Consider the following 13,289-nt stretch of genomic DNA (forward strand, 5'->3'; position numbering starts at 1 on the left):
CGGCGGCCGGTCAGCCGCGGGCGGACGCCGCGGCGGCCTTCATGTCCCGCTTGAGCTCCTGCGGCAGCGAGAAGGTCAGCCGCTCGTTGGCGGTGGTGATCTCCTCGACGTCGGTGAAGCCCCGCTCGGCCAGGTGCGCGAGCACCTGCTGGACCAGTTCGTCGGGGACGCTGGCGCCGGAGGTGACGCCGACCGTGCCGGCGCCGGCCAGCCAGGCGTCGTCGATCTCGTCGGCGAAGTCGACCAGGTACCCGGCGCGGGCGCCGGCGTCCAGGGCGACCTCGACCAGGCGCACCGAGTTGGAGGAGTTCCGCGACCCGACGACGACCACCACGTCGCACTCGGGGGCGATCTCCTTGACCACGTGCTGCCGGTTGGAGGTGGCGTAGCAGATGTCGTCGCTGGGCGGCGACTGGAGCAGCGGCAGCCGGGACTTGAGCCGGGCCACGGTCTCCAGCGTCTCGTCCACCGACAGGGTGGTCTGCGACAGCCAGACGACCTTGTTCGGGTCGCGCACGGTCACCTTGTCGGCCCCGTCCGGGCCGTCGACCAGCTGGATGTGCGCGGGAGCCTCACCGGCGGTGCCGACGACCTCCTCGTGCCCCTCGTGGCCGATCAGCAGGATGTCGTAGTCCTCGGCGGCGAACCGCTTGGCCTCCTGGTGCACCTTGGTGACCAGCGGGCAGGTCGCGTCGATCGCCTTGAGGGAGCGCGCCTTCGCCTGCTCGTAGACCTCCGGGGCGACGCCGTGGGCGGAGAAGATGACGGTGGCGCCCTCGGGCACCTCCTCGTTCTCCTCCACGAAGATCGCGCCCTTGGCCTCCAGGGTCTGCACCACGTGCTTGTTGTGCACGATCTGCTTGCGCACGTAGATCGGGGCGCCGTAGAGCTTGAGCGCCTCCTCGACGGTCTGCACCGCTCGGTCCACGCCCGCGCAGTAGCCGCGCGGCTTGGCCAGGAGCACGCGCTTGCCGGTCCGGGGAGTCGTCTCAGCCTGAGTCACCCGCCCATCCTACGTGTCGGGTTTTCGGACGGCAGCGGCTGCGACCCGCGCCACAGGGGTCCGCGCGGGCTGGCAGATTGAGCCGACGCGGTAAACCTCTTGATCGACCCGAGGTCCGTAGGGTGATGGGGTGAGCGAGGCGGAGCGGAGCACGTCGGAAGAGCCGTGGCCGGTGCGAGTGGTCAGCCAGAAGGTGGCGGCGTGGATCGCGCGGCTCGGCTGGGTGTGGGTGGACGGGCAGGTGGCGCAAATCAGCCGCCGGCCGGGGGCGAGCACCGTCTTCCTCACCCTGCGCGACCCGTCGGCGGATCTCAGTCTGACCGTCACCACCAACCGGGACGTACTGGATGCCGGCGCGCCGGAGCTGCGCGAGGGCGCCCGGGTGGTGCTGCACGCCAAACCGGAGTTCTACGCCGCCCGGGGCACGCTCAGCCTGCGCGCCGACGAGATCCGGCAGGTGGGCCTCGGTGAGCTGCTGGCCCGCCTGGAGAAGCTGAAGAAGCTGCTCGCCGCCGAGGGGCTCTTCGACCGGGCCCGCAAGCGCCGGCCGCCGTTCCTGCCCGGCCGGATCGGGCTGATCACCGGGCGCGCGTCGGCCGCCGAACGGGACGTGCTGACCAACGCCAGGCGGCGCTGGCCGGCGGTGGAGTTCCGGACGGTCAACGTGGCGGTGCAGGGGCCGGGCGCCGTCCCGCAGATCCTCGACGCGCTCAAGGTGCTCGACGCCGACCCGACCATCGACGTGATCATCATCGCCCGCGGCGGGGGCAGCATCGAGGATCTGCTCCCCTTCTCCGACGAGGCGCTCTGCCGGGCGGTGTTCGCCTGCGGTACGCCGGTGGTGAGCGCGATCGGCCACGAGACGGACGCCCCGCTGATCGACTACGTGGCCGACGTGCGCGCCTCGACGCCCACCGACGCGGCGAAGCGGATCGTCCCGGACCTCACCGAGGAGGTACGCCTCATCGGCCAGGCCCGGTCCCGGCTGGAGCGGGCCGTGCGCAACCTGGTCGACCGGGAGTCGCACCGCCTCGACCTGCTCCGCTCCCGCCCGGTGCTGGCCCGGCCGCAGGTGATGGTCGACCAGCGGGCGGCCGAGGTGTCGGCGCTGCGCGACCGCACCGACCGCTGCCTGGACCACCGGCTGGGCGCGGCCACCGACGACCTGCGGCACACCCTGGCCCGGCTGCGCGCGCTCTCCCCGGCCGCCACCCTCGACCGCGGGTACGCGATCGTGCAGCGCGCCGACGGCCACGTGGTCCGTGCGGCCGCCGAGGTGGCCAAGGGCGACCCGCTGCGGGTACGCCTCGCCGACGGCGAGCTGGCCGCCACGGTCGACGGCTGACGGGTCGCGGGTGGGCCGGCGACGGGCGGACGGGCAACCGGCGGACGGGCGACGGGGAGCGGATGTGGTGGGATGGACGCGATGACTGACGAGAAGAAGGACGAGCGGCTCAGCTACGAGCAGGCCCGCGCCGAGCTGGCGCAGGTGGTCGAGCGGCTGGAGACCGGCGGCACGTCGCTGGAGGAGTCGCTGGCGCTGTGGGAGCGCGGCGAGCGGCTGGCGGACATCTGCCAGCGCTGGCTGGACGGTGCCCGGGCGCGGATCGACGCGGCCCGGGAGCGCGCCGAGGACTGACCACGCGACGGCGAGACGGCCGCAGCCGCCCCGCCGTCCGGTCGGTTCAGTTGAACAGGTTGTAGAACTCCGGCGGCGCCTCGACGACCTGATCGGCCGGGGGCTTCTGCGCGGCGGTGGCGTTGCCGTAGTCCGAGTACGTGATCTTGATGTCCTGAGCGGCGCTCTGCCCGGCCGCCGGCACCTGGACCACCATCTCGCTGAGCCGGCCCTGCGGGTCCAGCTTCGCGGTGAACGGCACCGACTTCGCCTGCGGGCCGAGCGCCGTGATCACGGTCGGGTCGAGCGAACCGGCCTCGGCGGCCTTGGACACGTCGAGCGTGCCGGCGTACATGCCCTCGCCGGTCTGCCGGACGTCGGTGATCCCCTGGGTCAACACCGCGCTGCCGGCCGGGTCGACCTTCTCGAAGTCGAAGCCGAGCGCCCGGTTGCCCTTGATCCGGGTCTGGTCGAGGTGCTGGTACTTGCCGAGGTTGAGCTTCTGCACCCCGGGGACGCTGCTGGCCGCCTTGCCGCCCAGCTCCGCCTTCACCCAGCTGTCCGGCTTGAAGTGGATCAGGTCCAGCTTGATCATCAGGTCGGAGGACGGGTCGCCGATGGTCACCCGCATCTCCGCGCTCTGGCTGGGTTCGTGCACCTGGCCCTCGGCCGTGGAGCCGGCGCCGGACATGGTGAACCGGAAGTTGCCGTTGCGGATCTCATTCGTGGAGTCCAGCAGCGCCTGCTTGGCGTCACCCGTGCCCGGCGTGGCGCCGCTCGGCGCGATGCTGCCGGAGACGGCGGGGGACGCGGAGGCCCCCGCCTCGCCGGTCCCGGTGCTGTTGCAGGCGGCCAGGCCAGGAGTGAGCAGCGCTGCGGCGAAAGCGGCCGCGCTGAAGCGTCGAATAATCACGTGAACCTCTCCAGGTGGTCGTCCGGCCCACGGAAGCGCCGGAGGCGTCGCACCAGAGCCCTCACGCCGGCTCCGGCGCACGAGCCCTGTCCGGCCGGCACAGCGAGCCGGTGAGCTCGTGCCTCTTCTGTTCCCTGAAGCGACCTTCCGCAATCCCTGTCCGGTCCACCCGGCCCACGAGGGCGGGCCACGGTCGGGCTCAGCCCTTGAACATCTCGTACGTCTGCTCGGACGCCTCGACGAGCTGGGTCGCCGGGGGTCAGCGGAGGGCGTTGGCGAGCTGGCGCAGCTCGATGTCCCCGGCGTCACCGACCACGATCACCGTACGGGTCGGTTCGAGCAGCACCAACGCCTGCTGGTTGCCCCGGGCGGTGTAGCGCTGCCAGCTCCCGCCCGGCAGGTCGGCGGTGCCCTGCGGCTGGCCGCCGCTGAGCTCGGCCGGCAGCAGCTTTTCGGCGGGCACGCTGCTCTGCACGAGCTGGGTGCCACGGCCCTCCGGGGTGAGGTAGCCGATCCGCAGCGTCGCCCCGGCCGGCTCGGTCTGGTACCGGGCACTGACGGTCCGCCAGCCGGAGCCGAGGTCCGCCGGCGTGCTGACCGGGAAGGCGTTGGCCGCCCGGGCCTGCTCGACGGCGGGCGCCGGGTCCACGGTGACGGGCTCGTCGCCGCCCAGGAAGCCCCGGTAGAAGGCGAGCAGCAGCGCGATGGGGACCAGCAGCACGAGCAGCGAGAGCGCCATGTCACGGGGGGACCGCTCGGAGCGCGCCTTCTCCTGCCGGGCCGGCGGCGCGGGCTGGTCGACGGCGGCGGCCGGCTCGCCGCCCACCCCGCCCGGGCTCAGCCCGTCGGCCGGCTCGACCAGCGCAGGCTCGCCCGCCTCGAGGACCGGCGCGGGCCCGGTGGCGGGCTCGACGAGGGCGGTCTCCCGGACCTCCGGAGACGGCCCGGCGGTCGACGGGACCGGCGGCTGGCCGTCCGGCGGGGTCGCGTCGGCGGGTGCGCGGTCGGCTGGCTGTGCGGCTTCCACCCACCCATTCTCGCAGCCGCCCGATCGGCGCCGTCGACCCACCGATGCCCCAGCGACTTCGGCCGTCCGCGGGTGGGCGGAGAGCGAACTAGGTCACACCCAACTCGGTTGCCGGGTGTGGGCGGGCGAGTGAAGTGCCGGCTCAGTGCCCCGATCGCCCGGTCGGCGGGAACCCCGCCATCCCCGCCCCGGCCCGGCACGCCATCGGCGATCGTGTGAGGATCAGCGACAACGCCGGCAGCGGCGGCGGCCGCATCCTGCCGGTCCACCCCGCAACGTCGCGAGGAGGAAGCCGTCATGACCAACACCAGGACGCGGATCCCCCAGGATCTCGACCGCAACCTTGCCCTCGACCTGGTCCGGGTCACCGAGGCCGCGGCGATGGCCGCCGGCCGGTGGGTCGGCCGGGGTGACAAGGAGGGCGGCGACGGCGCAGCCGTCGACGCGATGCGCAAGCTGATCAACTCGATCCAGATGCGTGGCATCGTGGTGATCGGCGAGGGCGAGAAGGACAACGCCCCGATGCTGTTCAACGGCGAGGAGGTCGGCGACGGCACCGGTCCCGAGGTGGACGTGGCGGTGGACCCGGTGGACGGCACCACGCTGATGAGCAAGGGCATGCCGAACGCCCTCGCGGTGCTCGCGGTCTCCGAGCGAGGCGCGATGTTCGACCCGAGCGCGGTCTTCTACATGGAGAAGCTCGCCGTCGGCCCGATGTACGCCGACGTGGTGGACATCAACGCCGGTGCGGCGGAGAACATCCGACGGATCGCCAAGGTCAAGGGCACGGACGTCAGCGAGGTGACGGTCTGCGTGCTGGACCGGTCCCGCCACGACGAGCTGGTCAGGCAAATCCGCCGGACCGGGGCGGGCATCCGCTTCATCTCCGACGGCGACATCGCCGGCTCGATCGCCGCGGCCCGGGGCGAGTCCGACGTCGACGTGCTGATGGGCATCGGCGGCACGCCGGAGGGCATCATCTCCGCCTGCGCGCTCAAGTGCATGGGCGGGGCGATGCAGGCCAAGCTCTGGCCCCGCGACGACCAGGAGCGGGAGAAGGCGCTCGCCGCCGGGCACGACCTGGACCGGGTGCTGCTCACCGACGACCTGGTCACCGGGGACAACTGCTTCTTCGTGGCGACCGGGGTCACCTCCGGCGACCTGCTGCGCGGCGTCCGCTACCGGGCGGGTGGGGCGTACACGCAGTCGATCGTGATGCGGTCCAAGAGCGGCACGATCCGGGTGATCGACTCGTACCACCGGCTGGAGAAGCTCGCCCTCTACTCGGCCGTCGACTTCGACGGCCGGCCGCTGGCCGAGCAGGAGTGAGCCTGGTCGGGACGGCGGCGCCCCCCACGCTGCCGACCCCGCGGCGGATCGCCGGCGTCGGGCTGGCCACCGCCTCCGGGGTCGCGGTGGCCGTCCAGTCCCGGATCAACGGCGAGTTGGGCGTACGGCTGGCCGACGGGTTCGCCGCCGCGGTGGTCTCGTTCGGCCTGGGCCTGCTGGTGCTGCTGATGCTGGTCCCCGCCACGCCGGGCGGCCGGCGGGGCCTGGCCGCGTTGCGGGCGGCGCTGGCCGAGGGGTCGCTGCGGCCGTGGCAGTGCCTGGGCGGCGTGTGCGGCGCGTTCCTGGTGGCCACCCAGGGCCTGACCATCGGCACGCTCGGCGTCGCCCTCTTCACCGTGGCCGTGGTCGCCGGCCAGTCCGGCAGCGGCCTGCTGGTGGACCGGGCCGGCATCGGGCCGACCGGCCGGCAGCCGGTGACCCCGAACCGGTTGATCGGCGCGGTGCTCACCGTGCTGGCGGTGCTGCTCGCGGTGGGTGACCGGCTCGGCGACCCGGGCGCCCTGGCGCTGGCGCTGCTGCCGCTGCTGGCCGGGGTGGGCATCGCCTGGCAGCAGGCGGTGAACGGGCGGGTGCGCGGGGCCGCCGGCAGCGCCCTGGCCGCCACCCTGGTCAACTTCGCGGTGGGCACGGGGGCCCTGCTGGTCGCCCTGGCGATCGACGTGGCGGTCCGCGGCCGCCCGAGCGGCGACTTCCCGTCAGAGCCGTGGCTCTACCTGGGCGGTCCGATCGGCATCGTGTTCATCGCGCTGGCCGCCGCCATCGTCCGCTTCACCGGGGTGCTGCTGCTGGGGCTGGCCACCATCGCCGGGCAGATCGTCGGCGCCGTACTGCTGGATCTGATCCTGCCGACCGCGGCCTCGCATCCCGGGCCGACCACCCTGCTCGGCGCGGCACTGACCCTGGTCGCGGTCCTGATCGCGGCGCTCGGGCCGGCACCGCGCCGCTGACGCCCGCCGGGGGTCGGCGGGCGTCGCGGCCAGCGGCGGCCGGTCAGCGGCGCAGCGCGGCCACGGTCTCGGCGAGGGAGCGGTCCAGCGGGGTCGGCTCGACGCCGAGGACGTCGGTCGCCGCGCGGGACTCGAGCAGGTAGGGCCGGTCGAACTGGTAGGCGGTCTCGCGCAGCTCGCGGGCGAGCGGGTTGACCAGGCCGCCGAGCCAGAGCACCGGGTAGGGCATCCGGGTCAGCTTGGGCGCCGGGGCGCCGGCCAGGGCCGCCGCCCGGGTGGCCAGCTCCCGCATCGGCACGGCGGGCGCGCTGGGCACGTGCCAGGCCCGCCCCCAGGCCCGCGGGTCGGTGGCGGCGGCGACCAGGGTACGGGCGACGTCGTCGATGTACGTCCAGCTGTGCGGGGCGTCCCAGTCGACCGGCAGGAAGACCCGCTGCCCGGCGAGCACCCGGGGCAGCACCAGCATCGGCAGGGAGGTCGCCCCGGCCCCCAGGTAGTCGGAGCCGCGCACCTCGGTGACCCGGGCCCGCCCGGCCCGATGGGCGGCGAGCGCGTCGGCCCACATCCGGTTCCGCACCCGCCCCTTGACGCCGCGGGCGGCCAGCGGGGTGTCCTCGGTCATCGGTCCGTCGACCGGGCCGTAGCCGTAGAGGTTGCCGACGGTGGCGAGCACGGCGCCGCTGCGCTCGGCGGCGGTGAGCAGCGCCGCGGCGAGCGGAGGCCAGTCGGTGGGCCAGCGGTGGTACGCCGGGTTGGCGCAGTTGTGCAGGGCGTCGGCGCCCTCGGCCAGTGCCGTCAGCCGGTCGGCGTCGGCGGCGTCGGCGGCGACCCGCTCGATCGCGGGGTGCTCGGGCCCGGCGCCCCGGCGGGTCACCACCCGCACGCGGTCGCCGCGCTGGGTGAGGAGCCGGGCGGTGGCGGTGCCGACCGGGCCGGCGCCGACGATGACGTGCAGGGCCATGGGAGGCCGCCTTTCGAATCAGGGATCCGATGAGAGAGCACTGCTCTCGTCGAGGACGGGACCAGCATGGCGCATCCCGCACCGTCTCGTCAAGAGCAGTGCTCTCTGTTTTGATTGGCGCTCTCACTCGTGGCAGAGTGGGGACATGGTCGCTCCCTCCCTGCGGGCCCGGGTCCGGGCCGGAATGCTCGACGAGATCAAGACGGTGGCCCGCCGCCACCTCGACACCGACGGCGCCAACCTCTCGCTACGGGCGGTCGCGCGCGACATGGGCATGGTGTCCTCGGCGATCTACCGCTACTTCCCCAGCCGCGACGACCTGCTGACCGCGCTGATCCTGGAGGCGTACGACGCCCTCGGCGAGGCGGTGGAGGCGGCCGACCGGGCCGTCGCCCGGGACGACCTGCGCGGGCGCTGGCACGCCGTGTGCCGGGCCGCCCGGGCCTGGGCGCTCGCCCACCCCGCCGAGTACGCCCTGCTCTACGGCAGCCCCGTCCCCGGGTACGCGGCTCCCGACGACACGGTCGGGCCGGCCCAGCGTCCCCCGATCGTGCTGGTCGGCATCCTCCACGACGGACTGGCCACCGGCCGGCTCACCCCACCGCCCGACGAGGAGCTGCCCGACCCGCTGCGCGAGGACCTGGCGGAGATCGCCGCCGGCCTGTACCCGGGCATGCCCGAGGCGCTGCTGGCCCGCGGCATGGCCGGCTGGACCCAGCTGTTCGGGCTGATCAGCTTCGAGCTCTTCGGCCGGATCAACCGGTCGCTCCCGCACCGGGACGAGTACTTCGACCACCAGACCGCCCTGATGGCCGACGTGATCGGCCTGCCCCGCTCACCCTGACCCGACCCCGGCCGGTCCGGCGCTGCCGCGACGGCGGAAGCCGCGGCGTCAGCCGGCGTCGGAGGAATGGCCCGGGAAGAGGTGGGCGGTCGGGTCGATCGCCACGGCCGCGTTGTTCACCGCCGTGGCCGCCTCGCCGAAGCCGGTGGCGATCAGCCGGACCTTGCCCGGGTACTCGGTGATGTCCCCGGCGGCGAAGACCCGGGGCAGGTTCGTGGCCATCGCGCTGTCCACCACGATGTGCCGGCGGTCCAGGCGCAACCCCCACTCCGCCAGCGGGCCCAGGTCGGCGGTGAAGCCGAGCGCCGCGATGACGCTGTCCACCGCCAGCGTCTCCGCCGCGCCGCCCCGCGCGACGATCTCCGCACCGGTCACCCGGTCCTCCCCGTACAGCCGGGTCACTTCGGCGTTGACCACCACCCGGACCGGCAGCGCCAGCACCCGGGACACGGTCGCCGCGTGCGCGCGGAACCGCTCCCGGCGGTGCACCAGCGTCACCGACCGGGCCAGCGGCTGGAGGGCCAGGGCCCAGTCGAAGGCCGAGTCACCGCCACCGACGATGAGCACGTCCCGGCCGGCCAGCTCGGCCGGCTGCGGTACGAAGTAGGCGATCCCGGCGCCGACGAAGCTCTCCGCGGCCGGCAGCGGCCGGGGCGTGAAGCTGCCCAGCCCGCCGGTGATGAGCACCGCCCCGCAACCGAGCTGCTCGCCCCCGGCGAGCCCGAGCACCGGCTGCCCGTCAACGTAGGAGAGCTTCTCCGCCCGGGTGCCGAGCAGGTACGCCGGCGCGTACGGCGCCGCCTGGGCGACCAGGTTCGCCACCAGATCCCGCCCCTTGACGGCCGGGAACCCGGCGACGTCGAGGATCAGCTTCTCCGGGTACATCGCGGTGACCTGGCCGCCCGGCTCGGGCAGCGCGTCGATCACCGCCACGGAGAGCCCCCGGAACCCGGCGTAGTACGCGGCGAACAGCCCGGCCGGGCCGGCCCCGATCACGGCGACATCGACCTCGCGCATCGCGTACCGTCACTTTCGCCTCACGGATCAAGGTGTGCTGATGCCGACGGTAGGCGGGCGGGTGCCGGCGGGCAAGCAGGTCCCATGACCCGTTCGGACGGCCCTGCCGGCCGGTCAGGGCAGGGTGAGCGGCGACTCCGACTGCGACTGCGGCAGCTCGGTGCGACGCCGGAACAGGATCGCCGCCACGATCCCGCCGAGCAGCCCGAACAGGTGACCCTGCCAGGAGATCCGCTCGTCGGTGGGGAGGATGCCGAGCAGTTGCCAGCCGTAGAGCAGGCCGACCAGCAGCACCACCGCCACGTTCCACCAGCTCCGCTCGACGACGCCCCGGGTGAGCAGGATGCCCAGGTAACCGAAGATGACGCCGCTGGCGCCAACCACCACCGAGTGGGGCGAGCCGGTGAACCAGACGCCCAACCCGCTGACCAGGATGATCATCAGCGTGGACCAGAGGAAGCGGCGGGTGCCGGCGGCGAGCACGAAGGTGCCGAGCAGGATCAGTGGGACGCTGTTGCTGTAGAGGTGGTTGAAGTCGGCGTGCAGGAACGGCGAGAAGAAGACGCCGTCCAGCCCCTGGATCCGGCGCGGGATGATTCCCGCCGCCAGGTCGAGGTCGGCGTGCAGCCCGACGTCGAGGCCCTCGATGAGGAAGAGCACCGGCACGACCGCGCACATCGCGACGAAGGCCCGGCCCAGCGAGGCGTAGAACGCTTCGGTGCCGAACCGGTGGGGATCGCCGCCCGTCGGGCCGCCGCGCCAGGTCACGTACCCATGGCTATCAGCAATCGCGACAGACCGCCACCCGTGGGGGCGAGTCCCGCCCGAACACGACTGCGGGGTGCGCGGATTTCCGCACACCCCGCCGTCGTCAGCGTCGGATCAGTACCAGCCGGTGCTCTGCGAGTGCGACCAGGCGCCGCACGGATCGTCGTACCGGCCTTCGATGTAGCCGAGCCCCCACTTGATCTGGGTGGCCGGGTTGGTCTTCCAGTCGTCGGCTACCGTGGCCATCTTGCTGCCCGGCAGCGCCTGCGGGATCCCGTACGCGCCGGAGCTGGAGTTGTAGGCCTTGTGGTTCCAGCCGCTCTCCTTGGTCCAGAGCTTGTCCAGGCACGGGAACTGGTCGATGCCGAAGCCCGCTTCCAGCATGAGCGCGCAGCCGATCGCCCGGTTGCCGCTGTACTCCTCGCAGGACGCCGGAATCGGGCCGTCGTACGGCTTGCTGGCAGCCTCCGCCGCCTCCGCCGCCGCGCGCTCCTTCTTCCGGGAGGCCGCCGCGGCCTCGGCCTCGCGGGCCCGCTGGGCGGCCTCCTTGGCCGCCGCCGCGGCGCGCAGCTTCGCCTGGTACTCGGCGGCGCGCTGGCGGGCCGAGTCCAGCTGGTGCTCCGCCTGCCGGTCGCGCTGGTACGCGTACTCCGCCTGGTCGACCTCGAGGCCGACCTGCGCGGTCAGGCCCTGTTGCTGGGTTTCCCGGTCTTCGCCCAGATAGAAGCCGCCGGCAACGCCCACGGAGAGCAGTGCGACAGCGGCCGTACGGGCGCCGAACCGGCTCCACAGCCGACTCACGAAGTGGTCCCTTCGTCGGGGGCAAGGACACGACGCGACGGATGGCCATCGGGGGCCGCGCCGGCGTCGCGAGCGCCCCGACCCCGCGGTCGCAGCCGACGCACCGGCGTTCACCGATCTCCGCCGCCGGGGGGCGAGCGATGACCGACGATCTTCGTGGTGCGTGAGCGCTCGTGGGACACCATCGCGCACAGTGAGGCTGATGGGAAACCAAGAGGCTGATTTGTGATCTGGGCCACAAACTGAAAGCCCCTAAATGCTCCCAAAGCCGGCGGAGAATCGCGTCAGAGCGGAATGTCCTCCAACAGATCCGTCACCATCGCGGCGATCGGCGACCGCTCCGAACGGCTGAGCGTGACGTGCGCGAAGAGGGGATGGCCCTTCAGCGCCTCGATCACCGCGGTCACCCCGTCGTGCCGGCCGACCCGCAGATTGTCCCGCTGGGCGACGTCGTGGGTGAGCACCACCCGCGAGCCCTGGCCGATCCGGGACAGGACGGTGAGCAGGACGCCCCGCTCCAGCGACTGCGCCTCGTCGACGATCACGAAGGCGTCGTGCAGGCTGCGCCCCCGGATGTGGGTGAGCGGGAGCACCTCCAGGATGCCCCGCGCGGTGACCTCCTCCAGGACGTTCTCGTGCACCACCGAGCCCAGGGTGTCGAAGACCGCCTGCGCCCAGGGCGACATCTTCTCCGACTCCGAGCCGGGCAGGTACCCGAGCTCCTGGCCCCCGACGGCGTAGAGCGGACGGAAGACGATCACCTTCTTGTGCCGACGGCGCTCCATCACCGCCTCCAACCCGGCGCAGAGCGCCAGGGCGGACTTGCCGGTGCCCGCCCGCCCACCAAGCGAGACGATCCCGATCGACTCGTCCAGCAGCAGGTCCAGCGCCACCCGCTGCTCGGCCGAGCGGCCGTGCACGCCGAACGCCTCCCGGTCACCGCGCACCAGCCGGACGGTCTTGTCCGGCAGTACGCGGCCCAGCGCCGAGCCCCGGGCCGAGTGCAGCACCAGACCGGTGTGGCAGGGCAGCCCGGCGGCGGCGTCCAGGTCGAGGGTCTCCCCCGCGTACAGCCGGCCGATCTCCTCCTCGCCGAGCTCCAGCTCGGCCATGCCGGTCCAGGTGGGATCGCTGGCCTGGCCGTGCCGGTACTCGTCGGCGCGCAGGCCCACCGAGGCCGCCTTCACCCGCAGCGGCATGTCCTTGCTGACCAGGGTCACCTCGCGCCCCTCGGCGGCCAGGTTGAGCGCCACGGAGAGGATTCGGGCGTCGTTCGACTCGTTGCGGAAGCCGGGCGGCAGCACCCCGTCGTCGGTGTGGTTCAGCTCCACCCGGAGCGTCCCGCCCTGGTCGTTGGCGGGCACCGGCCGGTCCAGCCGGCCGTGCGTCACCCGCAGCTCGTCGAGCATCCGCAGCGACTGCCGGGCGAACCAGCCCAGCTCCGGGTGGTGCCGCTTTCCCTCCAACTCGGAGATGACGACGAGGGGCAGCACCACCTCGTGCTCGGCGAAGCGGTGGAACGCCGCGGGGTCGGAGAGGAGGACCGAGGTGTCCAGGACGAAGGCATGGCCGGCTGGTCGGGGCTCCTCGGTGCCGACCGACGCGGCAGCGGCCGTGCGGCGGCTCCGGGTGGTCCGGCGGGTCGTGGCAGTCGCGGCCGGGGTCTGGTCGGCACCGGCGGGGGTAGGGCGAGTCGTCACAGGCCTGCTCCGCGGATGGGCACCCGGCCACCCGTGTTCCGCCTCGTCCGGTGCCCGGTGGACACGGGGTCGGATGCGGGCCCCGTGCGCGAGGTCGCAGGTCCGGGCTGGCCGGCTGGCCCGGGAGAACCCCGTGCCATGACTAGACGCTAGCCGCGTCCGCGCCCTTCGGCTAGTGGGTGATCGTGGCTGCCAGCCGACCGGGGCGGGAACGGTCGACGCGGCGGAACCGGCCGGGATGCATGCCCCCTGCGCGCATCCCGGCCGGCGGGACCAGCGTCACCGGTCTGACGCGGTCCCGACGGTGCGCGTCCGCCGCGGACGACGCACCGTGTCCCTG

General features: G+C 73.5%; 13 protein-coding genes. 5 read left to right on the forward strand and 8 right to left on the reverse strand.

What is annotated here, in order from left to right; all coding sequences use genetic code 11:
* Positions 1-10 precede the first annotated feature (10 nt).
* Entirely contained in the window at positions 11-1,003 is a 993-nt protein-coding gene (locus I8N68_RS09015; protein WP_200209416.1) for a 4-hydroxy-3-methylbut-2-enyl diphosphate reductase, read from the reverse strand.
* Between the two features lie 172 nt (positions 1,004-1,175).
* Between I8N68_RS09015 and xseA the strand changes: the two genes are divergently transcribed.
* Positions 1,176-2,348, forward strand: coding sequence for an exodeoxyribonuclease VII large subunit (gene xseA, locus I8N68_RS09020; RefSeq protein WP_307812729.1), 1,173 nt, complete (start codon positions 1,176-1,178; stop codon positions 2,346-2,348).
* A gap of 81 nt (positions 2,349-2,429) precedes the next feature.
* Complete coding sequence (locus I8N68_RS09025; RefSeq protein WP_200209418.1) at positions 2,430-2,642, forward strand: exodeoxyribonuclease VII small subunit; 213 nt, start codon at positions 2,430-2,432, stop codon at positions 2,640-2,642.
* Positions 2,643-2,688: 46 nt separating this feature from the next.
* Here the strand turns inward: I8N68_RS09025 and I8N68_RS09030 are convergent, their stop codons facing one another.
* Together I8N68_RS09030 and I8N68_RS09035 are read right to left on the reverse strand one after the other, a co-directional pair.
* Positions 2,689-3,534 (reverse strand): hypothetical protein, encoded by an 846-nt coding sequence (locus tag I8N68_RS09030; protein WP_200209419.1) that lies wholly within the window; start codon positions 3,532-3,534, stop codon positions 2,689-2,691.
* 259 nt (positions 3,535-3,793) lie between these two features.
* On the reverse strand, positions 3,794-4,561 hold the full coding sequence (locus I8N68_RS09035; protein ID WP_200209420.1) for a DUF4245 domain-containing protein: 768 nt from the start codon (positions 4,559-4,561) through the stop codon (positions 3,794-3,796).
* Between the two features lie 297 nt (positions 4,562-4,858).
* Here I8N68_RS09035 and glpX point away from each other — a divergent pair, with 297 nt between their 5' ends.
* Complete coding sequence (gene glpX, locus I8N68_RS09040; protein ID WP_200209421.1) at positions 4,859-5,890, forward strand: class II fructose-bisphosphatase; 1,032 nt, start codon at positions 4,859-4,861, stop codon at positions 5,888-5,890.
* Positions 5,887-6,858 carry a DMT family transporter gene (locus I8N68_RS09045; RefSeq protein WP_200209422.1) on the forward strand — a complete coding sequence of 324 codons (972 nt, stop codon included), beginning with the start codon at positions 5,887-5,889 and terminating at the stop codon, positions 6,856-6,858. The genes glpX and I8N68_RS09045 overlap by 4 nt, the downstream gene beginning before the upstream one ends.
* 43 nt (positions 6,859-6,901) lie before the next feature.
* On the opposite strand, the gene I8N68_RS09050 is transcribed toward I8N68_RS09045, so the two are convergent.
* Entirely contained in the window at positions 6,902-7,819 is a 918-nt protein-coding gene (locus tag I8N68_RS09050) for an NAD-dependent epimerase/dehydratase family protein (protein ID WP_200209423.1), read from the reverse strand.
* A 145-nt stretch (positions 7,820-7,964) separates the two neighbouring features.
* Here I8N68_RS09050 and I8N68_RS09055 point away from each other — a divergent pair, with 145 nt between their 5' ends.
* Positions 7,965-8,663, forward strand: coding sequence for a TetR/AcrR family transcriptional regulator (locus I8N68_RS09055; RefSeq protein WP_200209424.1), 699 nt, complete (start codon positions 7,965-7,967; stop codon positions 8,661-8,663).
* A 48-nt stretch (positions 8,664-8,711) separates the two neighbouring features.
* Here the strand turns inward: I8N68_RS09055 and I8N68_RS09060 are convergent, their stop codons facing one another.
* From I8N68_RS09060 to phoH2, 4 genes are all read right to left on the reverse strand, one after another.
* Positions 8,712-9,680 (reverse strand): NAD(P)/FAD-dependent oxidoreductase, encoded by a 969-nt coding sequence (locus I8N68_RS09060; protein WP_200209425.1) that lies wholly within the window; start codon positions 9,678-9,680, stop codon positions 8,712-8,714.
* A gap of 114 nt (positions 9,681-9,794) precedes the next feature.
* Complete coding sequence (locus I8N68_RS09065) at positions 9,795-10,448, reverse strand: rhomboid family intramembrane serine protease (RefSeq protein WP_200209426.1); 654 nt, start codon at positions 10,446-10,448, stop codon at positions 9,795-9,797.
* 114 nt (positions 10,449-10,562) lie between these two features.
* Positions 10,563-11,249, reverse strand: a complete 687-nt coding sequence (locus tag I8N68_RS09070; protein WP_200209427.1) for an aggregation-promoting factor C-terminal-like domain-containing protein — start codon at positions 11,247-11,249, stop codon at positions 10,563-10,565.
* A gap of 284 nt (positions 11,250-11,533) precedes the next feature.
* Positions 11,534-12,949, reverse strand: a complete 1,416-nt coding sequence (gene phoH2 / locus I8N68_RS09075; protein WP_200209428.1) for an RNA 5'-3' helicase PhoH2 — start codon at positions 12,947-12,949, stop codon at positions 11,534-11,536.
* Positions 12,950-13,289 lie beyond the last annotated feature (340 nt).

Origin of the sequence: Micromonospora coerulea (assembly GCF_016598485.1) — a bacterium.
Classification (GTDB): Bacteria; Actinomycetota; Actinomycetes; order Mycobacteriales; family Micromonosporaceae; genus Micromonospora; species Micromonospora coerulea.